The sequence below is a fragment of the Altererythrobacter ishigakiensis genome, from assembly GCF_001663155.1.
GTDB lineage: Bacteria > Pseudomonadota > Alphaproteobacteria > Sphingomonadales > Sphingomonadaceae > Erythrobacter > Erythrobacter ishigakiensis.
This window is the reverse complement of sequence record NZ_CP015963.1, coordinates 1,214,198-1,235,243: the sequence shown is the minus strand read 5'-3', so window position 1 is coordinate 1,235,243 and position 21,046 is coordinate 1,214,198. Positions and strand designations below refer to the sequence as shown.

The following is a 21,046-nucleotide window of genomic DNA, read 5'->3' as shown; positions in this document are numbered from 1 at the left end:
TGTGGCCGATTGAACACCATTGTGGAACGGTACGGCCAATCGCGATTGCGATTAGGCGCGAGCAGTGCGATAGGCAAGCCATGTCCCCGCTGCCGCAGTCTCTTCTGCCCGCCAGATCACGAGTAAAATTGTCGCTGGGCGCGCTGGCGGCCGCCATTGCGTTCGCGCTGGCCGCGCATCCGGCGCTTGCGCAGGATGATGCCAGCATAGCGCCTGACGCGATAAAACCGATTGAAGAGCAGGTAACGCAGCTCGATCCCGATGCTCTACCTTCTGTAGTGAACAGCCGGATCATCGGTTTCGAGGCAGATAACCTCGAATATGACAACGAGGGGGACGGAGAAGTCATCATTGCCAGCGGCAACGTGCTGCTGTCTAGCGAAGATAACTCGGTGCGGGCAGACCAGATCTCTTGGGACCGGCAAAGTCGAACCATCTATGCAAGCGGCAATGTCAGACTGGTGGATTCAAGCGGCAATCAGCTGTTTACTGACTCCTTGGAACTGACAGAGCGGTTTGAAGCAGGTGCGATTGATGAATTGTTGGTCTCGCTGCGTGCAGGCGGCCGTTTGGCCGCACGTGGCGGCCAGCGCGGCTCGGATGGTGATGTGATCCTGAACGATGCCGCCTACACAGCTTGTCCTGTCACTACGCTGGAAGGATGCAACAAGACGCCAAGCTGGCGGATCACAGCCAGCCGGATCATCTATAATCCGGATGACAGCACGGTGAGTTTTGACGGCGCGGTACTGGAACTTTTTGGCGCGCGTATCCTCCCTATGCCCGGTCTGGCCTTTCGCACTGATGGCAGTGCGATTTCCGGCTTCCTGGTCCCTGACCTGCGGATCTCCGAATCAAACGGCGTCGAAGTCAGCGGAAGCTATTATTGGAGGCTCGCCGAAAACAAGGATCTTACTCTCGGCGCCCGTTTCTTCACGCAAGCGACACCACTGATTTCTGCGGAGTGGCGTCACCTGACCAGCAAGGGTGCCTATCAGGTCAAAGGTTACGGAACGCATAGCCGCCGCATCTCAACCTTCACAGGCAACCCAACGACTGAGCGCGATTTGCGCGGTTATCTGTTTGCCAATGGCCGGTTTCAATTTGACCCGGAATGGAGCCTTAGCGGATCGGTGCGGCTTGCTAGCGACCGGACTTTCCTGCGCCGTTACGATATTAGCCGTGATGATCGTTTGCGTTCGACCTTCAATATAGAGCGCGTCAACGATCAGACCTATTTCTCACTCGCAGGATGGGCAACGCAGACCTTGCGGCTGGAGGCCCGGCAAGGGCAAGTGCCGATGGCGCTTCCAATTATTGATTTTCGGCACCGGCTGGCGGACCCAGTTTTGGGCGGGACAGTCGAGCTTCAAGCCAATACGCTTAGTCTGGTGAGGGATGAGGGTCAGGATACCCAGCGGGCGTTTGCGGGGGCGCGTTGGGATTTGCGCCGCCTAACGGGCCTTGGCCAGGTAGTGACTTTCAGTGCACTCGCGCGCGGCGATGTTTATCACAGCGATGAGAATGGCTTCACCACTACAGAAATCTACCGCGGCAATGAGGGATGGCAGGGCCGCGGAATCGCAATTGGCGCAATTGATGTCGAATGGCCGTTCGTAGGCAAAGCCTTCGGCGGTACACAGGTGATCAAGCCGCGCTTGCAGCTGGTTGCAAGTCCGGCGATCCGCAATCTTGAGATTCCCAACGAGGATTCGCGCGCGATCGATCTGGAAGACTCAAATCTTTTCGCGCTCAACCGTTTCCCGGGATATGATCGCGTCGAAGACGGTGTGCGCTTGACCTATGGCCTTGATTGGGAGCTTCAGCGGCCGGGATGGCGGGTAAAAAGCACCGTCGGGCAATCATATCGGTTCGACACACAACGCACGATCCTGCCTGACGGGACTGGCCTGTCCGAACGTGTTTCCGATTTCGTTGGTCGCACTGAGCTTCGCTTCAAGGATACTGTCAAGCTCACGCACCGATTCCGCATCGATAAGGACAATTTGCAGATCCGACGCAATGAATTTGACGCAACGATTGGCAACGCGCGAACCTATGTCGAACTGGGCTATCTACGCCTCAATCGCGACATCGAAGATTTCGAAGATTTACAAGACCGTGAAGAGCTTCGCGCCGCGGCGCGCGTGGCATTTGCCCGCTACTGGTCCATCTTTGGATCAGGCGTGGTCAACCTGACCGATCGCAATGAAGACCCCACGTTCTCAAGCGACGGCTTTGAGCCGATCCGCACGCGTTTAGGCATCGCTTATCGTGATGAGTGCCTAGAGTTCGGCCTAACCTGGCGGCGCGATTATGTCACCGCAGGCGATGCGGAGCGCGGCGATACATTCCAGCTCACCTTCGCGCTTCGCAATCTGGGATTGCGATAAGTACACGTTAGTCGCGCCTCAACCGTTGGCAGCGCCGCGCAAAGTGGTTATCTGGCGCATGGACGTAAGGGGGTCTTGCCCGGCTCAGCTAGGGTTAAGCCTGTTCTTGCCAAATGGCCGAGATCAAGTGGGTGCGCCAAGCGCGCAGCAAATGGATTAAATACGTGACAAGTAAAACATTGAAAAATTGTCTTTTTTCATTCATTGCGTTTGCAATGATCCCAACTGCAGCAAATGCGCAGAATGCGCCAGCCGCAGATGATCCGCTGGGTATACCAGCAAATATATCTCTACTGGGCGAAGCAAACCCCAATGTCCGTACCGCGACGGCCATCGTTAACGGGCATGTCATCACGGGCACCGATGTCGATCAGCGGGTCGCATTGGTCACGTCGGCGTCTAACAATCAGCTGACCGAAGAAGAGCTCAGGCGTTTGCAGATGCAGGTTCTGCGCAATCTGATTGACGAGACACTGCAGATTCAGGCTGCCGCAGCCCAGGAAATCGAGGTGACGCGCGCCGAGGTCGACGATCGCTATAACACGCTGGCAGCGCAAAACTTTGGCCAGGATCCAAGTGCGATGGACGATTACCTGATCTCTATCGGGTCGTCGCCGGCTTCGCTCAAGCGTCAGATCGAAGGCGAACTCGCCTGGTCAAACCTGCTGCGCCGAAACATTTCGCCCTTTGTCAACGTGTCCGAAGAGGAAGTGAACGAAGTCCTCAAAAGGATGGAGGAATCGCGCGGCACGGAAGAATATCGTCTCGGTGAGATCTTCCTTGCTGCAACGCCAGAGAACCGCAACGCAGTTCTAGAGAATGGACAACAGATCATGCAGCAGCTGCGCGAAGGCGGCAGTTTTGTTGCCTATGCCCGTCAATTCTCGCAGGCTTCCACTGCGGCAGTTGGAGGCGATCTTGGCTTCGTAAGGCTCGGGCAATTACCGCCTGAACTAGCCAGCGTTGCGGCTGGCATGCAAGCCGGACAGCTGGCAGGCCCGATAGAGATCCCGGGCGGTTTCTCAATTCTTTATCTAATCGACAAGCGTCAGGTCCTAATGGCCGACCCGCGTGATGCAGTGCTTAGCCTGAAGCAGATATCTATTAACTTCGCGCCGGGCATCACTGAAGAGATTGCCGCGCAGCAGGTTCAGACTTTTGCCACCGGCGTGCAGAATATGCGCGGCTGCGGCGATGCTGATGCGGTAGCCGGTTCACTGGGCGCGTCAGTAGTCACAAATGACCAGATCCGCGCCCGTTCTCTGCCTGAACAGCTTCAGAATATCGTGCTGAACCTACAGGTCGGGCAATCAACGCCGCCGTTCGGTTCGATTGAGGAAGGCGTTCGCGTTCTGATGCTTTGTGGTCGTGATGATCCAGAGGTTGTTGGCGGACCATCGTTCGACCAGATGATGACTCAACTGGAAGATGAGCGGATCAACAAGCGCGCTCAGCGCTACCTTCGCGATCTGCGCAATGACGCCTACATCGACTACAATTGAGCAACGCCGGTAAGCCACCTCCGATTGCAATATCGCTGGGTGATCCAGCAGGGATTGGCCCTGAAATCATCGTCCGCGCCTGGCTTATGCGTGCGGAGGCAGGCCTGCCACCGTTCGCGGTGACAAGCGGTGCCGATATTTTACGCGGAGCAGCGGCCAAGCTGGGCGTCGGCTGCCCCATCGCAGAAATTGGTTCGATTGGTGAAGCCTCAACGGTATGCAATTCGGCTCTGGCTGTGCTTGGCGATTCCGATGTCAGCTATCGACCCGGCTCGCCTGACATCGATGGTGCACAGCTTGCCCTTCAATCTCTGACCCAGGCCACGCATTTAGCGGTGAATGGTGAGGCAAGTGCTGTAGTGACCGCTCCGATTGCAAAGAAGCTTCTCGAAGCCGTGGGATTTGAACAGCCCGGCCAGACCGAATTTCTAGCCGTTGCGTGCGGCTTGCCAGCAGATGCTTCGGTCATGATGCTCGCAGGACCAAACCTTCGCGCAGTTCCGCTGACAGTGCATTGCTCCCTTGCCGAAGTGCCCGGTTTGCTCAGCGTTGACCTGATTGCCTCGCGCGGTCGCATTGTCGCCGCAGCGCTTCAAAGGTATTTCGGTGTCGAAAAACCACGCCTTGCAGTTACAGGCTTGAACCCACATGCTGGTGAAGACGGCAAATTCGGCAGCGAAGATCAGGATATCATCGCCCCTGCCATCAGGCAGCTCGTCAATGAAGGTATCGATGCAACCGGGCCTCATCCCGCGGACGCTTTATTCAGCCCGCACAGCCGCGATGGGTTCGATGTGGCGCTATGCATGTATCACGATCAAGCGTTGATTCCGGTCAAGACCCTCGACTTTGATCAGGGCGTCAATGTCACGCTTGGCCTGCCGATTATCCGCACCTCGCCCGATCATGGTACCGCGTTCGATATCGCGGGACAGGGGATCGCCAATCCCGGCGCAATGATCGCCGCGATCCGCATGGCGGGGGAAATGGCGGAGCGGCGCAACCATGGTGCGTGATCTGCCTCCATTGCGCGAGGTTATCGCCAAACACGGCCTCAGCGCTTCCAAAGCTCTGGGTCAGAATTTCCTGTTTGATGCGCAGCTGCTGGACCGCATTGCAGCCATTCCGGGCGACCTTAAAGGGCAGCGCGTGCTCGAAATTGGTCCCGGTCCCGGGGGATTGACCCGCGCGCTACTTAAGGCAGGTGCGCAAGTTACCGCGATTGAGATGGATAGTCGTTGTTTACCCGCGCTTGCCGAGCTTAGCGAATTCTATCCTGGCAAGCTGACGGTAGTCGAAGGCGATGCCATGAAGCTCAATCATGGTGATCTCATGGAAGGTATACCGTTTCATGTTGTCGCAAACCTTCCCTACAATGTCGGCACCGCCTTGTTCGTAAATTGGCTGACCAGTGACCGATGGCCCCCGCAATGGCAGTCACTGACCTTGATGTTCCAGCTGGAGGTCGCACAGCGGATCGCCGCCAAGGAAGGCAGCGGCGCCTACGGACGGCTAGCCGTTCTGGCGCAGTGGCGCTGCCGAGCCAAACTGGCGATGAAGGTACATCGAAGCGCTTTTACCCCGCCACCGAAGGTGATGAGTGCGGTCGTCCATGTGACCCCCGAAACAGCGCCTGAGGGTGTTAATGCCCGCACATTGGAGCGTTTGACCGAAGCCGCCTTCGGACAGCGCCGCAAAATGCTTCGTCAAAGCCTTAAATCCGTATCAGGAGCACTTGAGGCATTGGAGAAGGTAGGGATTGAGTCAACGCGCCGAGCAGAAACGGTCAGCGTCAGCGAATTTGTCGCGCTCGCCCGCGCAATTGGTTAATTTCAATTAAACATGTGCGCCAACCTGGCGTCATTCATTTTCGCACAAGAAAGCTCGTTGAGAAAATGGACGGGAGCCCGATACGCAATGAGTTTCCTCGAATCGCGGCAGCAGGCCGCAGCGACGGAGCGCCGACGCTCCGCCCGCTTTACAATTGATATTCCGGCAATTTTGCGCACGGTAACGGGCGACCGACCCTGTCGGATGGCAAATATTTCAGATAATGGCGCCAAACTGGAGGCAGACAATGTCCCCAAAGAAGGCGTTACAGGCTGGCTTGTGCTGGGCGACGAAGAAATCTTCTGCAAGGTCATCTGGACAAGCGATACAGCTTGCGGAATTCAGTTCGAGCGTTGCCTCGGAGCGAACCGGTTGATGGCGATCGCTGGCTCACGCGTAAAACAGGCCGGGCCTGTCGCAAATGCTGGAAACATTCAGATGGGCCGCAAGCGGAGCGGATTGCTGGTATCAGCGCATCCATCCGGCAGCGGAATTATTTCCCGGCGGCAGGTTGCCAGCAGCAGCTCTGCCTGAACCTCGTCACCCCGCCTTCTTCTCCAATCGCCATTGGTGCAGTAATGGCTCGGTATAACCAGAAGGCTGCTCGACACCTTTGAACACCAGATCGCAGGCCGCACGGAAAGCTTCGCCATCCTCGTTACCTACCAAGGGTGTGTAGAGTGGATCGCCGGCGTTCTGCGCATCGACCTTGGCCGCCATCCGGCGCAGGCTATCCATAACTTGATCCTTGGTCACAACGCCGTGGTGCAGCCAGTTCGCCATATGCTGTGAGCTGATGCGAAGCGTCGCGCGGTCTTCCATCAAGCCTACGTCGTTGATGTCGGGCACCTTCGAACAACCCACACCCTGGTCGATCCAGCGCACAACATAGCCCAATAGGCCCTGCGCATTGTTATCGAGCTCCTCGCGCAGTTCGTCTTCGGACCAATTGGTGCCTTCTGCCAGAGGAATTGCCAGCAAATCGTCGAGCGGCGGCACTTCAGTAACGTTGGGTTGCTCAGCAAAGATATCGCACTGATGGTAATGAAGCGCGTGGAGCGTCGCAGCCGTCGGAGATGGGACCCAAGCGGTGTTCGCGCCCGCTTTGAGATGGCCGATCTTCTCCACCATCATCTGTTTCATCAGATCGGGCGCAGGCCACATCCCCTTGCCGATTTGCGCGCGGCCCGAAAGACCATGTTTGAGGCCGATTGCAACATTGCGCTTTTCATAGGCCGTCAGCCACTTGCTGGTCTTCATCTCCGCCTTGCGGATCATCGGGCCAGCCTGCATCGAGGTGTGGATCTCGTCGCCCGTGCGATCGAGGAAGCCGGTGTTGATGAAGACCACGCGGTCTTTCACCGCTTCGATACACGCGCCAAGGTTCGCGCTGGTGCGGCGCTCCTCGTCCATCACGCCGACCTTTATCGTGTGGCGTTTGAGGCCCAGCAGATCTTCCACTGCATCGAACAGGTCATTGGTGAAAGCACATTCTTCCGGCCCGTGCATCTTGGGCTTCACGATATAGATGCTGCCGTGCTTTGAGTTGCCGTATTTGGCGTGCCCTTCAACATCGAGCGTGCCGATCGCGCTGGTGAAGACCGCATCCATAATGCCTTCAGGCACTTCGCGGCCGTTGGGAAGGATGATCGCCGGATTGGTCATCAAATGGCCGACATTGCGCACGAACAGCAGGCTGCGGCCTGCAAGGCTTTGCGCATTGCCTTCGCGATCCGTGTACGCCTTGTCTCCAGCCAACTTGCGCGTGAGAGTGGTGCCGCCTTTTTCAAAGCTTTCCTGCAGGTCGCCTCGAATGACGCCAAGCCAATTGGTGTAAGCGAGCAGCTTGTCTTCGGCGTCGACAGCAGCGACCGAATCCTCGCAATCGCAAATGGTAGTCAGCGCGCTCTCGCAAATGATGTCAGCGATGCCTGCCTTGTCAGTCTTGCCGACAGGATGTTCACGGTCGAACTCAACTTCGATGTGCAAGCCATTGTTTACGAACAGCAAGCCCTTTTCAGTCTTGCCGACATACTGGCTTTCATCCTGCAGCTTGCCGTCGTTCTCATCGGCAAGATCTGCCCAGCTCTGATCAACCAGAGGAAGCGCTTCGTCGAGGAATTCGCGTCCGCTCTTGATCACCGCCGCGCCGCGTTCCTCATCATAACCACCCGGGCGGGCTGGTGGCGCGTCAAGCGCATCGGTGCCATAGAATGCGTCATACAGGCTGCCCCAGCGCGCATTGGCGGCGTTCAAAAGGAAGCGTGCATTAAGCACCGGCACCACCAGCTGCGGGCCCGCCATGGTGGCAATCTCTGCATCGACATTTTCAGTGCCGATGGTGAAGTCACCCGGCTCGGGAACCAGATACCCGATCCGCTCCAGAAACGCCTTATACTCGGCGGGGTTGTGCGGCTGCCCTGCATGCTCTTTATGCCAGCTATCGATCGTGGCCTGCAGGTCCTCACGCTTCAGCAGCAGAGCTTCATTGCGCGGTGCGAATATCTCCAGCAGCGTGGCAAATCCCTGCCAAAAAGCATCAACGTCGCGGCCAAGCGGCGTCAGCACTTCGGATTCAAGGAAGGTCGCAAGCTTCGCGTCAATCGAAACGCCAGCGCGGGAAACATGATCGGTCATTTGGTCCTCATAAACGCGATAGAGTGATCGTGTCCTGGGGAGGAGGACGAACGCGCCTATGGCCAATGCTCAGACCAATTGCAACCGCGCGCTGGCGATAACCGAAGACACGGCTTGGCCTGACGTTACGGCACGGCTAGAGCGGTTTCATATGCAACAAAATCAATCCGCCACCGCTGCTGCTCTAAAACATCAGATCGATGCCGCCGTGATGCTTCAGCAGGTTCAAGATTGGAGCTCAACCAACACCGGTACTGCTAATCTAGACGGTCTCGCCAAACAGGCTGACGCATTGGCCGATGCTTTCTCCGTTTTGCCTGGAGAGGTCGAATTGGTCGATCCGGCAACCGTGACCGCGATTGATGCTGCGGGCAACGAATTCGAAAAGCCGCATGGCCAGCACATGGTGCTGCGCGTACGCCCCACGGCCAATCGACGATTGCTCTTCACCGGCCATATGGACACGGTCTTTCCGGCCGATCACGCCTTTCAGGGTCAAACATGGCTTGATGATGAAACGTTGAATGGTCCAGGCGTCGCGGACATGAAAGGCGGGATCGCTGTCATGCTGCATGCGTTGCTGGCTGCGGAAGCCAGCGGAACGATTGGATCGCTGGGCTACGATGTTCTGATCAATTCTGACGAAGAGACAGGATCGCTCGCGTCGTCGGCACTGATTGCGGAGCTGGCTCAAGGCAAGCTCGCCGCATTGACCTATGAGCCAGCCGCATTGCCCGATGGCACTTTGGCGCATGCACGCGGCGGCACAGGCAATTACTCGATCACATTCACCGGCAAGAGCGCGCATGCTGGCCGCAATCCGCATGAAGGCCGCAACGCGATTGTCGCGGCGGCTGATCTGATCCTGCGCCTCAAGGACATGGAGCGAGAGGATATCACGATCAATCCGGCCAAGCTGGAAGGAGGCGCAGCTAACAATGTCGTGCCCGATCATGCTGTGCTGCGCTTCAACATCCGGCCCAAGTCTACCGAAGCGATGGAAGGGTTCGACCGAGATCTTGCTGGTGTCTTAGCTTCAATTGAAAACGATCACGAGGTAGGCATCCATCGACACGGGGGCGTGACTCGACCACCCAAGCCGGTTGATGTCCGCGCGCAAGCTCTGTTCGACCTCGTCAAAGCGTGCGGCGAAGAACTGGGTCAAACCATCAAATGGCAGTCAACCGGCGGTGTTTGCGATGGCAACAATATCGCAGCTTGCGGCGTCCCCGTGGTCGATACTATGGGTGTGCGCGGAGGGGCGATCCACAGCCCGGATGAATTTCTGATTGTGCCAAGTCTGGTCGAGCGCGCAGCGCTCAGCGCGCTGGTGATCAGCCGTATTGCGAACGGAGAATTGCATTGACTTTCCGCTTGCGCGCCGCGCGCGCCGATGACCTTGAGCCGCTATACGAAATGGCGAAGCTAACCGGGGGCGGATTTACCAATCTCCCGCCCGATCGTGCCGCTCTGGGCGCAAAGCTCGACCGCGCCAGCGAAGCCTTTGCACGAGATGAAGACGAAATCGCCGACGAACAATTCGTGCTGGTGCTGGAGAACGCGCAAACTGGCGCGATCCGCGGCACGTGCCAACTGATGACGCAAGTCGGCCAACAATGGCCATTCTACTCATACCGATTGAACACGCTGACACAGTACTCGCAAGAACTGGACCGTACCGTCCGGGCAGAGTTGCTCAGCCTTGTTACCGATCTAGAGGGCTCAAGCGAAGTCGGCGGGCTGTTCCTGCACCCGAATGAGCGTGCCGGAGGGCTTGGTCTGCTGCTTGCACGCAGCCGCTATCTCTTTATCGCCATGCATAGGGCGCGATTTGCAGAGCGCACCTTGGCCGAATTGCGCGGGATCATTGATGAACGCGGCGGCTCACCCTTTTGGGATGGAGTCGCTGGCCGATTTTTCGGCATGGGCTTTGCAGAAGCTGACTATTTCAACGCGATCAACGGCAATCAGTTCATCGCCGATTTGATGCCCAAGCACCCGGTCTATGTCGCGATGCTTAACGACGATGCGCGCAACGTGATCGGCGTGCCGCACCCGACCGGCCGTGCAGCCATGCGGATGCTGGAAAACGAAGGGCTACGGTATGAAGGCTATGTCGATATCTTCGACGGTGGCCCTACGATGATCGCACGCACCGATGACATCAAGAGCGTGAAAGAGAGCGAGCAACGCCAGATCGCCGATATCAATCTGCCCGAGGGTGAACGCGCAATTTTGGCGACCGGCAAGCTCAGTAACTTCCGTGCCTGCTATGGCGCACGTGCACTCAACGAAGACGGCACGATCTCCATCGATGCGCAAGCCGCCGATGTGCTGGACGTGAAAGCGGGCGACAAGGTTTGGAGCGTGGCGCGATGAGCCATCACGTCGAGATCAATTTTGACGGGATCGTTGGCCCCTCGCACAATTATGCTGGCCTCAGCCTGGGCAATATCGCCAGCGCGAGCCACAAGGGCGACGCATCTTATCCGCGTGCGGCGGCGCTTCAAGGTGTGGCCAAGATGCGCGGAAACTTGGCGCGACTGGGTGTGCAGGGATTCTTGCTTCCCCTGCCCCGCCCCAATGATGGCTTGCTCCGGTCACTGGCGGTTGACGAGACTGCCGAGCGAGCGCTGCTCGCCGCGGCATGGTCTGCCAGCAGTATGTGGACGGCCAATGCGGCAACGATCAGCCCGGCTGCGGATACAGCCGACGGCAAATGCCACCTGACCCCGGCCAACCTTGTGACAATGCTCCATCGCGGCCAGGAATGGCCCGATACCAAGGCGCAGCTCGACATTGCCTTTGGCGATGCGAACCACTTCACAGTCCATGACGCCGTGCCACCAACGTTCGGTGATGAAGGTGCAGCGAACCATATGCGCCTTTGCGAGAAACATGGCGAAGCGGGTGTGGAGGTGTTCGTCTATGGGCGCCCGGGCGGCAAATTCCCTGCGCGCCAGCATGAACAGGCCAGCCGCGCGGTGGCGAGGCTGCACGGGCTAGATCCCGCACGCGCCGTCTTTATCGAGCAGAACCCGGCCGCGATTGAGGCTGGTGCGTTCCACAATGATGTCGTGGCGGTCGCCAATGAATCTGTGGTGTTCGCGCACGAGCTTGCTTTCGCTGATCGCCAAGGCGCCTACGATGCGATGCGCGCAGCCTTTCCATCGCTGCAAGTGGTGGAAGTGCCCGATAGCGCAGTGAGCCTTGCCGAAGCGATCAAGACTTACCTGTTCAACGCACAATTGCTCACTCTGCCAGACGGCGGAATGGCGTTGATCGTGCCGGAGGAATGCCGCGAGAGCAAAGCGGTGTGGAGCTGGTGCGAGGCTATGATGGCCGGCAACGGCCCCATCCGCGAAGTCATCCCGGTCGATGTGCGTCAATCGATGGCCAATGGCGGCGGACCCGCGTGTTTGCGGCTGCGAGTGGTGTGCGACCCGACAACGGTCAACCCGCGCTTCATGCTCAATGAAGCCAAGGCCGATCTGCTCGAGTCGGTTATTGCGGCAAATTGGCCCGATCAAATCGATCCCGCTGATTTGGGCAGTGACACACTGAAAAACAGTGTCAGATCGGCACGTTATGCACTTCTGGATGCGCTTGATCTTACCGAATTGGGTTAACGCGCTTTACAGCGTAGCCGCTATCCATAGGATAACCTTTCATTAACCAGTCGCAGCCTCGCGCTGGTGAAACGAAAGGTTCTGCATGCTGCGCAAGATTGGCCGGTTGTTTGTGATCAAGACACGCTGGGAAGCGTATCTGATCATCTATGCGCTGGCGCTTGGTGCAATGACACGCGGCGTTCATTACACTTTAGAATATCCCGGCTTCGGCGGATATCTGTTGTGGGCAGCGACCGCAGGCGCCGTTTTTCTGGGCGGCGCAAAGATCCTCGACGCGATCCGCTATGAAGACGAAAAACGCGCTGCGAGAGCTGCAGAAGCTGCGGCTCAGGAATAGCGTTTAAGCGCAGCTACCATCCATCGCTGCGATCCAGTCCGCGATCAGCCGCGTGCCTTCTTCGTGCGAGAGTGCGCGGCCCAGTTCCGGCATCATGATCGAAGGATCGGTTGACTCCATCCGGTAGGTGAAAATCGATTGATCGGCCTTGCCCGGCACAATGCCGAACACTCGTCCGCCAGTGCCTTTGCCTGCCGCGATAGGCGGCTTGCACAGCCCCAGCGATGGCCCGACAGGCGCATTGTGTTCCAACAGCAAGCCGGACGTATCGGCAGGGCCTACACGGTTGTGGCAATGCGCGCAGTTGATATCGAGATAGGCCCGCGCGCGGGTTTCGACGCTCAAGCTAGCATCGTTCCACACCGCATTGCGCGGGGCTTCGCTAGCCTCAGGCGCACCGGTTAGCAGGCCCAGCTTGTTCCACTGCTCCAGCTGGTTGGCCTCACCATCAGCATAAGCAAACTCGCGATTTAGGTGCCGCGCCTTCGGACCAATCGGCATGACTTCGCGCGTCGTCGCATTGGTCGCGTGACACCCGGCGCATTGGTTTGCATTGGGCACGATGTAGGTGAAATCCTGCGACGCGCCGTCGTCGTTTAGCAACGTTAACTGCTGAGCGTCGCCTGTGCGTTTCAGGACGGCGTCGGTTTGCTCCGCATTCCAGACATAGGGCAAAGCCACCCAACCCTCTTCACGGTGGATCAGCAGCCGCGTCTCAATCAGCCGAACATCGCTAAGCGCAAAACCGGCGTTCAAGCGCTCTGCCGTTGTGTCTTCAGCCAACAGCACGGCATCACCATTTCGCGGATAGTAGAATGTTTTCGAGATGACGGTCCCGACAGGGAAGTCAAACGTCTCTTCGCCATCGTACTTCGCCGCTTCGCCAACGGGTAGCCAGACGGTGCGCAGCTTATGCGCGTAATCGGTAAACAGCGCGGAATTGAGATCATAGGGTGTTACGCGGTCGTTTAGTGCGAGACCGCCATTCGCAACCCGCAGCAAGTTCCACTCGCTCAACTTCTCAGGTCGCCCCTCGGCGTGGAAAACCGGCACTGTCGATGTCGCCACTTCCGGCGCACTCTGCGTGATCTCTCCGCATGCAGACAGCGCCAACGCTCCGCCAGCCGCAGCCGCGAACAATACAACGCGCATGGACTGAATCATGCGTCGGCGCTCTCCAGCTCGACCGCAGGCAGCTTGGGTAGAGTGCATTTGTGGTCCGCATCCTCGGTATTCGGATTGGCGAAGTCATTGGGACCATCGACATTGATGATCCCCGCATCGCCATTGTCGATGCAGATCCGCTGATCTTCCGGCAGCTTGCCATCAACCAGCTTGTCAGGATTGACGTATCCGTCCCACAGCACGTCAGGGAAGCTGCCGTTAATCCCGAACATCAGCGTCTTGAGAGTCTTCAAGTCTAAACCGTCGGGCGAATCTCCGCCCCCTTCCAGCGTATTGCCGTAGATGAAGATGCCTTCCGGGTAGGCGTCGTAATTCGGCTGCGCGCTCATTCCCGCGTAATTGGTTGAATAGACGCTTGAAATGATGATGTTGGCTGTCTGGTTGTTTCTGATTTCGTTATCGAAGACTTCAACCTTGTCATTAGAAGTGATCACGATGCCAGAGCCAGCTGGCACACTCGCCACAGGCGTGCCTTCGTGGCCGAAATTCTCAGTATTGTTGTCTACCACCGTGTTGTTGAACACGCGCGTGCGCTCACCCACTTGTGGCAAATTAGGCATATTGAACACCAGGATACCACCAGTGTTGTTGGTAGCCACGTTCTCGTAAACGTCAGCATCGACCGTGTTCTCGATCTCGATACCAGCCACATTATACTCGGCACGATTGCGCCGCACGATGACATTAGCGGACTGGCCGACATAGATCCCAGCATCGGACGCGCCGATGGCAACATTGTCCTCCATCAGCACGTTGGTCGTTTGCACCGGATAGATTCCATAAGCGCCGTTTTCAGTCTTATAGCCATCGGTCCATTCGGTGCGCACACCGCGGATCACGATATTGTTGCCTTCGCTGATCTTCAGCGCGTCACCTATCGTGTCTTCGATCGCCAGGCCTTCGATTGTGAAATCGGATGCCGTCACCAGCAGCCCCTCGGCGCCCGCTACCTGCCCCTTGAACGACAGGATAGACTTGTCCATCCCTGCCCCGCGGATGGTCACGCCATCAACTGTCAGGCTAAGGCTGCGCGTGATTGGAAACTTGCCTTCAGGAATGGTGATGACGTCGCCCGGTTGCGCATCGAGCAATTGCGCCATGAGCTCTTCTTCATAGCCCGGATCGCCGAGCGGCATTTCATCGGCCGATTCCTGCGCGGAACAAGCAGCAAGCGCAGCCGATAGAGCCATCATTATCAGTATCTTTTTCATGTCCTCTCCCCGCGCTCTAGCCAACAGCGAGCGCCATCGAACCCGGATGGAAACTGGTACAGATCCAGGCAATTGGCAAGAGACTGCTGATCCTGGAGCCTAGTCAAAATATTGGCAGTAAGTCGCGCCGTACTGCGCTTCTTCAAGCCCTTCTGCCTTTGCCGCATCTTCGGAAGGGTAACGATTACCGTTTTCGTCACAAACCTCGAATGCGCCTTCAGAGGTTTCCTGTTGTCCAACTTCACCCGCCATTGTGTCGACCGCTTCTGCGGCATTCATATCCTCTTCGGGCGCAGTACATGCCGCCAAGGCGACGATTGGCAATGCGATAACCACGGACTTGAGATGAAACTTCATTTGCCCCTCCCGGCGATGTAACGTCATCTTTGCGCCAGATATTGGCATCGCAGTCAAGGCGAATGAGTAACAGGAAAGGTGGCGGGCTCTTTTGCTAGGCCCCGCTTTCGTGCGTCTTTTGGGGTGGGCAGGACCGCCGCACGGCGTAGACCAAATCAGCCATTTCACAGCCGTCAGGAAAGGTGGGGGGTTCTGTTGCTAGGCCCCCCCGGGCCCCCGGAATCCGCTTCTGTTGCCCGGTGGGTCCAACCGCGCTTTAGCTTAGTAAATTCAGGCCGTTAGGCCGTAAAATTACGCTGCAACAGCGAGTGCTTCATTATCATTGGCACTTGTGTGTTTTGAACAGTTTTACGGGTTACTCAGCCCGGGCAAAAACACTGTCTTTCAACACAGGTCGATCCTGGTTCGGCCCCGTCAAAAACCCCTGTAATCAGGGGGTTATGGTGGAGCCGCCGGGTACTGCCCCCGGGTCCCTTGTGCCTATTGCACAGCGCACTTTATCGCCATAGTCGGCCGAAACCGACATCTTCCATATAAGCGCTTTCACCTTAATGGGAAGTGATCAGCTTAAAAAGCGCGATGTCTGCGCAATCGAGTTTGCGATGCCATGCGCAAACACCAGCGGTAAAATGTTACGGCGTCCGATCCAGATATAGATCAATCCGAACAGCAATCCGATCAGGCCGGTCACGATCGCGCCATGCATCCCCTGATAATAGTAATGCCGATAGCCAAAGAAAATTGCGGCAAGCACCACCGCAGTGAGGCTGGCCGCTCGAATTCCACCCAGTGCAGCCTCGCCCTTCGTAATAATGAACGCGCGAAACAGCAGTTCTTCGAAGAATGAACCGTGGGTCCAGACCAGCGCCATGATGGTCAGATAGCCGGCCAGATTGCCTTTGACGAAATCAAACCGGCCGCTTGCACCGATGTCCGGAAAAAACTGTCCCACAACTGCCTGTCCGCCACCTGCGACTATCAGAAACACTGCAAAGATCGCTGCAGTAAGCCCGGCTGTCCTAAGCCAGCTTTCCGGCCAGCGCAGCCCCAGATCGCTCCAGCCGAAACCGCGCCGGTGAAGCAGTAAAGTGGCCACCAACATCGCAGTGAAGGTCGAGGCCGGCCCGGCGTACACAATGGTATAAGGAAGCAGGCTCTGCTTCACTCCAACCAACACGACAAGGACAACAGCCAGATCAAGCAATGCGCCAGATCGCGATGCGTTCGCGAGAGGGTTTGCGATATTTGTCATGTGCCTGCCTTAGGCGAGGTGGTCGGGCACGCCTCAGCCACTATGCGAACACGCATATGCGCACGACAAACGACCAGTCCGCAGCGTTTGAACCAGATGAGTGACCCGGCGACCGATCTGGCGCCGGGCACACAGGATCATTTCTTCAACGCGTCGCGGATTTCGGTCAGCAGATCGATCTCGCTCGGACCTGCGGGTTCTGCCGGTGCTTCCTCTTCCTTCTTTTCGAACTGCGCCATGGCCTTGTTCGCATAGCGCACCAGCATGAAGATGATGAACGCCAGGATCAGGAAGTTGATCACAGCTGAAATAAAGCTGCCCCAGGCCAACACATTGGCGCCTGCTTCGCGCGCAGCTTCCAAACTCATTCCCGCAACATCAACGTCGCTGGACAGAACAGTGTACTTGTCGCTGAAGTCGACATTCCCGAAAATCGCACCAACAATCGGCATGATCAATTCATCAGTCATTGACTTCACAATGGTCGCAAATGCGCCGCCGATGATGACCGCAACGGCCAGCTGCATGACATTGCCCTTGGCAATGAATTCCTTGAATTCCGAAAACATTACAACTCCTCCAATCCCCATGAAGACAAAGCGGTCTCGCATTATGACAAGCAATTGCCAAGCCCGCGTAGTCCTTGAATTTCCACAAGAGTGACCTACATAAGTAACACAGGTCACCTTGCGCCCTAATGGCGCTTATTCTTGAGGGATTTTCTATGACATTGGTATCTACTGTCCGCAATCTGGCGCTGGCGGCAGGTCTTGCGCTGTCCTTGTCTGCTTGCGGCATTAACTCGGTTCCAACCGCCGAAGAGAACGCCAAGGCCAAATGGGCTGATGTGGAGGCACAGTATCAACGCCGTGCGAACCTGATCCCCAATTTGGTTGAAGTTACCCAAGGTGCGGCTGAAAACGAACGCGCCATTTTGACCGAAGTAACCGAAGCGCGCGCGCGCGCGACTAGCGTCAATATTTCTACTGACGATCTGGGCGATGCCAGCAAGATGCAGGAATTTGCTGCGGCACAAGGCCAACTGAGTCAGGGTTTAGGCCGTTTGCTGGCAAGCTTTGAAGCGTATCCCACCATTCAATCGAACCAGAACTTCATTGCATTGCAAAGCCAACTTGAAGGCACGGAAAATCGCATCGCGGTGGCTATTCGCGACTACAACGAAGCCGTTCGGCAGTATAACACTACGATCCGCACCTTCCCCGACATTATCGGAGCGAACATCATTCACGGGGCCGATCCATTGGAGCCGTACACTGCGGTTACCGAAGGCGCTGAAGTCGCTCCTGAAATCGACATGACATCGAACTAAGCCGAAGTGCTGCGTTCGATCCTAACTCTCGCTGCAGCATTCGCAGCGCTTCTGGCCTCGCCCCTGTCAGCTCAGGACTTCCCTGAGTTGACCGGGCGCGTGGTCGATGCGGCCAATATCATCGACGATGCGACTGAGGCCGAGTTGGCTCAAGAACTCGCCGCACTTGAGGCGCAATCACAACGCCAATTGGTCATTGCTACGATTTCCGACCTCCAAGGCTACGATATTGCTGATTACGGCTATCAGCTTGGCCGCGAATGGGGCATCGGCGATGCCGAACGGAATGACGGCGCGCTGCTGATTGTTGCTCCGAATGAGCGCAAGGTACGGATCGAGGTTGGCTATGGCTTGGAAGGTTATCTCACCGATGCATATTCCGCGTTGATCATCCAGAACGCCATTCTTCCGCGCGCGCGCGAAGGCGATCTGCAAGGCGGAATCGTCGCGGGTACCAACGCGATCATCACACAGCTCCAATTGCCCGAAGACCAAGCGCGCCAGATTGCCGCGGAAGCCACGCAATCGCGTCAACGCGACAGCGGTTTCCCGGTTGGCCTGTTCGTTTGGGGTGCGATCATATTCTTCTTCTTTATCCTCCCTATGATGCGCGGGCGCGGTCGCAGGCGTCGCTATCGCGGCAGAGGCCGTGATTTCGGCGATACGGTTGGCGACATCATTCTGTGGGAAGTGGGCAGCGCGATCGTGCGTGGCGCGCTTTCAGGTGGCGATGACTGGGGCGGCGGAGGTGGCGGCTTCGGAGGGGGATTCTCAGGCGGCGGCGGCAGTTTCGGGGGCGGTGGCGCCTCCGGGGGATGGTAAGACATGGGACGCTATCTGACGCCAGACCAGCATAAGATCGTATCCGACGCAGTCGGCGCGGCTGAACTCACGACCAGTGGTGAGATTGTGACTGTCCTGGCCGACCGTTCGGACAGCTATGGTGACGTCACACTGCTGTGGAGCGCGGTCGCAGGCTTCACCGCGATGAGTATTTTCGCTCTGTTCCCGGCATGGTTCATGGACCTGTGGGATCGCCTTGTCGTTGGTCCAATCTTTGGCGGCTGGGGTCACGAATGGTCATCTGGCGAGCTTGCAAGCATGACAATTGCGCTGGGTCTGATTGCGTTTGCGGTTATGTGGCTCATCCAATTATGGGACCCTATCAAGTTCGCATTTGTCCCTGCTCCGCTTAAAACGGCGCGCGCGCACGATGCCGCGATCAAGCACTTCAAGGTTGGCGCGGAACGCCGCACACACGGCCGCACCGGCGTGCTGATTTACCTGTCGATGCAGGAACACCGCGCTGAGATTGTGGCGGATCAACCGATCGCAGAGAAAGTTCCGGCGGACGTTTGGGGCGAAGCGATGGCGGACATGCTCGAACAGATCAAACGCGGTTGCACCGCCGAAGGCATGGCAGCGGGCGTTCGCGACGTTGGCGAGGTGCTCGCTCAGCATTTTCCGCGCGACGAAGATGACCAGAACGAGTTGCCTGATCGCTTGATTGAAGTTTAAGACCCCGCTCCATGAGCGATCCAGACGCCAACAAGCCCGAGCGCGTTGAATGGCAGGGCAAATTCATCACAACAAAGACCCGCGGCCGTTGGGAATATGTCGCCCGCGCCCGCGGCATCCGAGCAGCTGCGATCATCGCGATCGATGACGGCCACGTCATCTTGGTCGAGCAGTATCGCGTGCCGCTGGGCAAGATCTGTCTTGAGATCCCCGCTGGCCTGATCGGCGACGATGAAGGCAAAGCAGGCGAAGCGGCCGAAGATGCTGCCAAGCGCGAGTTGGAAGAGGAAACCGGATATCGCGCCGAACGGATGGAAAATCTGGGCGAGTTCTATTCCAGCCCTGGCATGGTGAGCGAAAGTTTCACGCTTTTGCGCGCGCGGGGTTTGACCAAGGTCAGCGAAGGCGGCGGTACGGCCAGCGAAGACATTACCGTCCATCGGGTAAAATTGAGCGAACTGCCGCAATTCGTTGCGGATTGGCGCAAACGTGGCCACGGTGTTGATGTACGCATCGCCATGTTGATGGCTGCGACCGGACTTATAAGAGAGGATTGAAACAAATGGCTGGAAGATGTGCGGGCAAGCTCGCTTTGGTAACAGGCGCAGCTCAAGGGTTGGGCGCAGCGCACGCGCGGCGACTGGCGGAAGAAGGGGCACGCGTCCTATGCACCGACATCAATGGGGATGGTGCCGAAGCAACCGCCGCTTCAATCGTCGAAGAAATGGGTGCAGGTCACGCTTACGGCATTCGTCATGATGTCACCAATCCGGACGATTGGGAGCGCGCAGTCGACACTGCGGATGCAGAGCTTGGCGGGCTCAACGTACTGGTCAACAATGCCGGGATCGGTGTTGCAGGCAATATAGAGACCTGCACATTCGAGGACTGGCAGCGCTGCTTTTCAGTGAATGTAGATTCCATATTTCACGGGTGTCAGAAGGCCTTGCCGCTGATGCGTGAACACGCGCCAGGCTCGATTATCAACATCAGCTCGATCGCAGGTTTGATCGCTAGCGACACCATGCCAGCCTACAACGCATCAAAAGCGGCGGTCTGGATGTTATCCAAGTCGATCGCGCTTCATTGTGCGAAGAACAATATGCAGATCCGCTGCAATTCTGTGCATCCGACCTTCGTCGATACGCCAATTCTCGACGGAACCGCGCAACACCACAACATTGAGAAGGGCGTTCTGCTCGATAAGCTGGCGCGGCAGATCCCGCTAAAGTTTGTGGGTGAACCCAATGATATCGCCAATGCAGTGGTTTATCTGGCCAGTGATGAGAGCCGATTTATGACTGGCGCTGAGCTGAAGCTGGATGGCGGCATTTCTGCGATGTAGCTGCACGTCGAATCCGCCCGGAATAAAAAGAGGGGCCAAATGGCCCCTCCCGGTTTTTCCATTGCGAGCTGTGTAATCTACCCGACTGAACCGGGAGCTTACCTGCTTGCGTGTGTATGTTTGGTCGCGTGGTCTAACCGAATTGCCGGTTCACACTCCTTGTGGCCGCACACCATCAATCAGCGATCAGGCCGATAGCGATATAGATCAGCGCGGCAGTACCAAAGCTGGCAAATGCGCCAAGGACGAAACCTATGCGGGCAACCAGCGGATCAATTCCGAAGTAATTGCCGATACCCGAACATACGCCCATCAACTTGCCATTGTACTTATCAAGATGGAAGCCAGCGTTGCTGGGCGAGCCACCTGCGGTGCTACGATCAATCTGGCTCATGCGATACCTCCAGTGAACGGACTGGCATAATCGATAATCGTCATCATCATTACGGCGCACAGTGCAAGCGAACCAGCGGCTGCGACGAGGCGGTTACCGATGTCAGAACCGGAAAACATTTCT

General features: G+C 57.2%; 22 protein-coding genes and 1 other RNA gene. 14 read left to right on the top strand and 9 right to left on the bottom strand.

The genetic code is table 11. From position 1 onward, the window contains the following. Positions 1-80 precede the first annotated feature (80 nt). From A6F69_RS05755 to A6F69_RS12940, 5 genes are all read left to right on the top strand, one after another. The gene (locus tag A6F69_RS05755; protein WP_067598522.1) at positions 81-2,393 is read left to right on the top strand and encodes an LPS-assembly protein LptD; all 2,313 of its coding nucleotides are present in this window, start codon (positions 81-83) and stop codon (positions 2,391-2,393) included. A gap of 215 nt (positions 2,394-2,608) precedes the next feature. Next, positions 2,609-3,895, top strand: coding sequence for a peptidylprolyl isomerase (locus A6F69_RS05750; RefSeq protein WP_245638302.1), 1,287 nt, complete (start codon positions 2,609-2,611; stop codon positions 3,893-3,895). Continuing rightward, entirely contained in the window at positions 3,892-4,911 is a 1,020-nt protein-coding gene (gene pdxA, locus A6F69_RS05745; RefSeq protein WP_067598519.1) for a 4-hydroxythreonine-4-phosphate dehydrogenase PdxA, read from the top strand. Before A6F69_RS05750 ends, pdxA begins: the two co-directional genes overlap by 4 nt. Continuing rightward, on the top strand, positions 4,904-5,725 hold the full coding sequence (gene rsmA / locus A6F69_RS05740; protein ID WP_144573766.1) for a 16S rRNA (adenine(1518)-N(6)/adenine(1519)-N(6))-dimethyltransferase RsmA: 822 nt from the start codon (positions 4,904-4,906) through the stop codon (positions 5,723-5,725). The genes pdxA and rsmA overlap by 8 nt, the downstream gene beginning before the upstream one ends. Positions 5,726-5,812: 87 nt before the next feature. Next, complete coding sequence (locus A6F69_RS12940) at positions 5,813-6,259, top strand: PilZ domain-containing protein (protein ID WP_169816556.1); 447 nt, start codon at positions 5,813-5,815, stop codon at positions 6,257-6,259. Positions 6,260-6,265: 6 nt separating this feature from the next. Here A6F69_RS12940 and A6F69_RS05730 read toward each other — a convergent pair whose 3' ends face one another. Continuing rightward, positions 6,266-8,362: a malate synthase G gene (locus A6F69_RS05730; protein ID WP_067598510.1), complete on the bottom strand. Its 2,097-nt coding sequence runs from the start codon at positions 8,360-8,362 to the stop codon at positions 6,266-6,268. 211 nt (positions 8,363-8,573) lie between these two features. On the opposite strand from A6F69_RS05730, the gene A6F69_RS05725 reads away from it, so the two are divergent. The 4 genes from A6F69_RS05725 to A6F69_RS05710 all read left to right on the top strand — a co-directional run bounded on the left by A6F69_RS05725 (position 8,574) and on the right by A6F69_RS05710 (position 12,331). Continuing rightward, positions 8,574-9,728, top strand: a complete 1,155-nt coding sequence (locus A6F69_RS05725; RefSeq protein ID WP_425388079.1) for a hydrolase — start codon at positions 8,574-8,576, stop codon at positions 9,726-9,728. Then, positions 9,725-10,741 carry an arginine N-succinyltransferase gene (locus A6F69_RS05720; RefSeq protein ID WP_067598507.1) on the top strand — a complete coding sequence of 339 codons (1,017 nt, stop codon included), beginning with the start codon at positions 9,725-9,727 and terminating at the stop codon, positions 10,739-10,741. The genes A6F69_RS05725 and A6F69_RS05720 overlap by 4 nt, the downstream gene beginning before the upstream one ends. Next, positions 10,738-11,991, top strand: coding sequence for an N-succinylarginine dihydrolase (locus A6F69_RS05715; RefSeq protein ID WP_067598504.1), 1,254 nt, complete (start codon positions 10,738-10,740; stop codon positions 11,989-11,991). Before A6F69_RS05720 ends, A6F69_RS05715 begins: the two co-directional genes overlap by 4 nt. Before the next feature lie 85 nt (positions 11,992-12,076). Beyond that, positions 12,077-12,331, top strand: coding sequence for a hypothetical protein (locus A6F69_RS05710; protein ID WP_067598501.1), 255 nt, complete (start codon positions 12,077-12,079; stop codon positions 12,329-12,331). 3 nt (positions 12,332-12,334) lie between these two features. Here the strand turns inward: A6F69_RS05710 and A6F69_RS05705 are convergent, their stop codons facing one another. From A6F69_RS05705 to mscL, 6 genes are all read right to left on the bottom strand, one after another. Further along, positions 12,335-13,495, bottom strand: coding sequence for an SO2930 family diheme c-type cytochrome (locus A6F69_RS05705; RefSeq protein WP_083984704.1), 1,161 nt, complete (start codon positions 13,493-13,495; stop codon positions 12,335-12,337). Further along, positions 13,492-14,727, bottom strand: coding sequence for a parallel beta-helix domain-containing protein (locus A6F69_RS05700; protein WP_067598498.1), 1,236 nt, complete (start codon positions 14,725-14,727; stop codon positions 13,492-13,494). The genes A6F69_RS05705 and A6F69_RS05700 overlap by 4 nt, the downstream gene beginning before the upstream one ends. Before the next feature lie 99 nt (positions 14,728-14,826). Next, the gene (locus A6F69_RS05695) at positions 14,827-15,084 is read right to left on the bottom strand and encodes a hypothetical protein (RefSeq protein WP_144573753.1); all 258 of its coding nucleotides are present in this window, start codon (positions 15,082-15,084) and stop codon (positions 14,827-14,829) included. A gap of 218 nt (positions 15,085-15,302) precedes the next feature. Beyond that, positions 15,303-15,646: a transfer-messenger RNA gene (gene ssrA, locus A6F69_RS05690) on the bottom strand. Next, a complete protein-coding gene (locus A6F69_RS05685) occupies positions 15,647-16,336 on the bottom strand; it encodes a CPBP family intramembrane glutamic endopeptidase (RefSeq protein ID WP_067598492.1) in 690 nt (229 codons plus the stop codon). It lies immediately after the preceding tmRNA gene. Positions 16,337-16,473: 137 nt separating this feature from the next. Further along, positions 16,474-16,905: a large conductance mechanosensitive channel protein MscL gene (mscL, locus tag A6F69_RS05680; RefSeq protein WP_067602581.1), complete on the bottom strand. Its 432-nt coding sequence runs from the start codon at positions 16,903-16,905 to the stop codon at positions 16,474-16,476. A 155-nt stretch (positions 16,906-17,060) separates the two neighbouring features. Between mscL and A6F69_RS05675 the strand changes: the two genes are divergently transcribed. The 5 genes from A6F69_RS05675 to A6F69_RS05655 are packed head-to-tail and all read left to right on the top strand — an operon-like array spanning position 17,061 to position 20,529. Beyond that, on the top strand, positions 17,061-17,666 hold the full coding sequence (locus A6F69_RS05675; protein ID WP_067602578.1) for a LemA family protein: 606 nt from the start codon (positions 17,061-17,063) through the stop codon (positions 17,664-17,666). Positions 17,667-17,672: 6 nt separating this feature from the next. After that, positions 17,673-18,488, top strand: coding sequence for a TPM domain-containing protein (locus A6F69_RS05670; protein WP_067598489.1), 816 nt, complete (start codon positions 17,673-17,675; stop codon positions 18,486-18,488). 3 nt (positions 18,489-18,491) lie between these two features. Continuing rightward, complete coding sequence (locus A6F69_RS05665; RefSeq protein ID WP_067598486.1) at positions 18,492-19,184, top strand: TPM domain-containing protein; 693 nt, start codon at positions 18,492-18,494, stop codon at positions 19,182-19,184. An 11-nt stretch (positions 19,185-19,195) separates the two neighbouring features. Beyond that, positions 19,196-19,741 carry an NUDIX hydrolase gene (locus A6F69_RS05660; protein ID WP_067598483.1) on the top strand — a complete coding sequence of 182 codons (546 nt, stop codon included), beginning with the start codon at positions 19,196-19,198 and terminating at the stop codon, positions 19,739-19,741. Between the two features lie 5 nt (positions 19,742-19,746). After that, a complete protein-coding gene (locus A6F69_RS05655) occupies positions 19,747-20,529 on the top strand; it encodes an SDR family oxidoreductase (protein WP_067598480.1) in 783 nt (260 codons plus the stop codon). A gap of 175 nt (positions 20,530-20,704) precedes the next feature. On the opposite strand, the gene A6F69_RS05650 is transcribed toward A6F69_RS05655, so the two are convergent. Together A6F69_RS05650 and A6F69_RS13250 are read right to left on the bottom strand one after the other, a co-directional pair. After that, positions 20,705-20,923 carry a PspC domain-containing protein gene (locus A6F69_RS05650; RefSeq protein ID WP_067598477.1) on the bottom strand — a complete coding sequence of 73 codons (219 nt, stop codon included), beginning with the start codon at positions 20,921-20,923 and terminating at the stop codon, positions 20,705-20,707. After that, positions 20,920-21,042 carry a hypothetical protein gene (locus A6F69_RS13250; RefSeq protein ID WP_281179661.1) on the bottom strand — a complete coding sequence of 41 codons (123 nt, stop codon included), beginning with the start codon at positions 21,040-21,042 and terminating at the stop codon, positions 20,920-20,922. Before A6F69_RS13250 ends, A6F69_RS05650 begins: the two co-directional genes overlap by 4 nt. Positions 21,043-21,046: the final 4 nt, after the last annotated feature.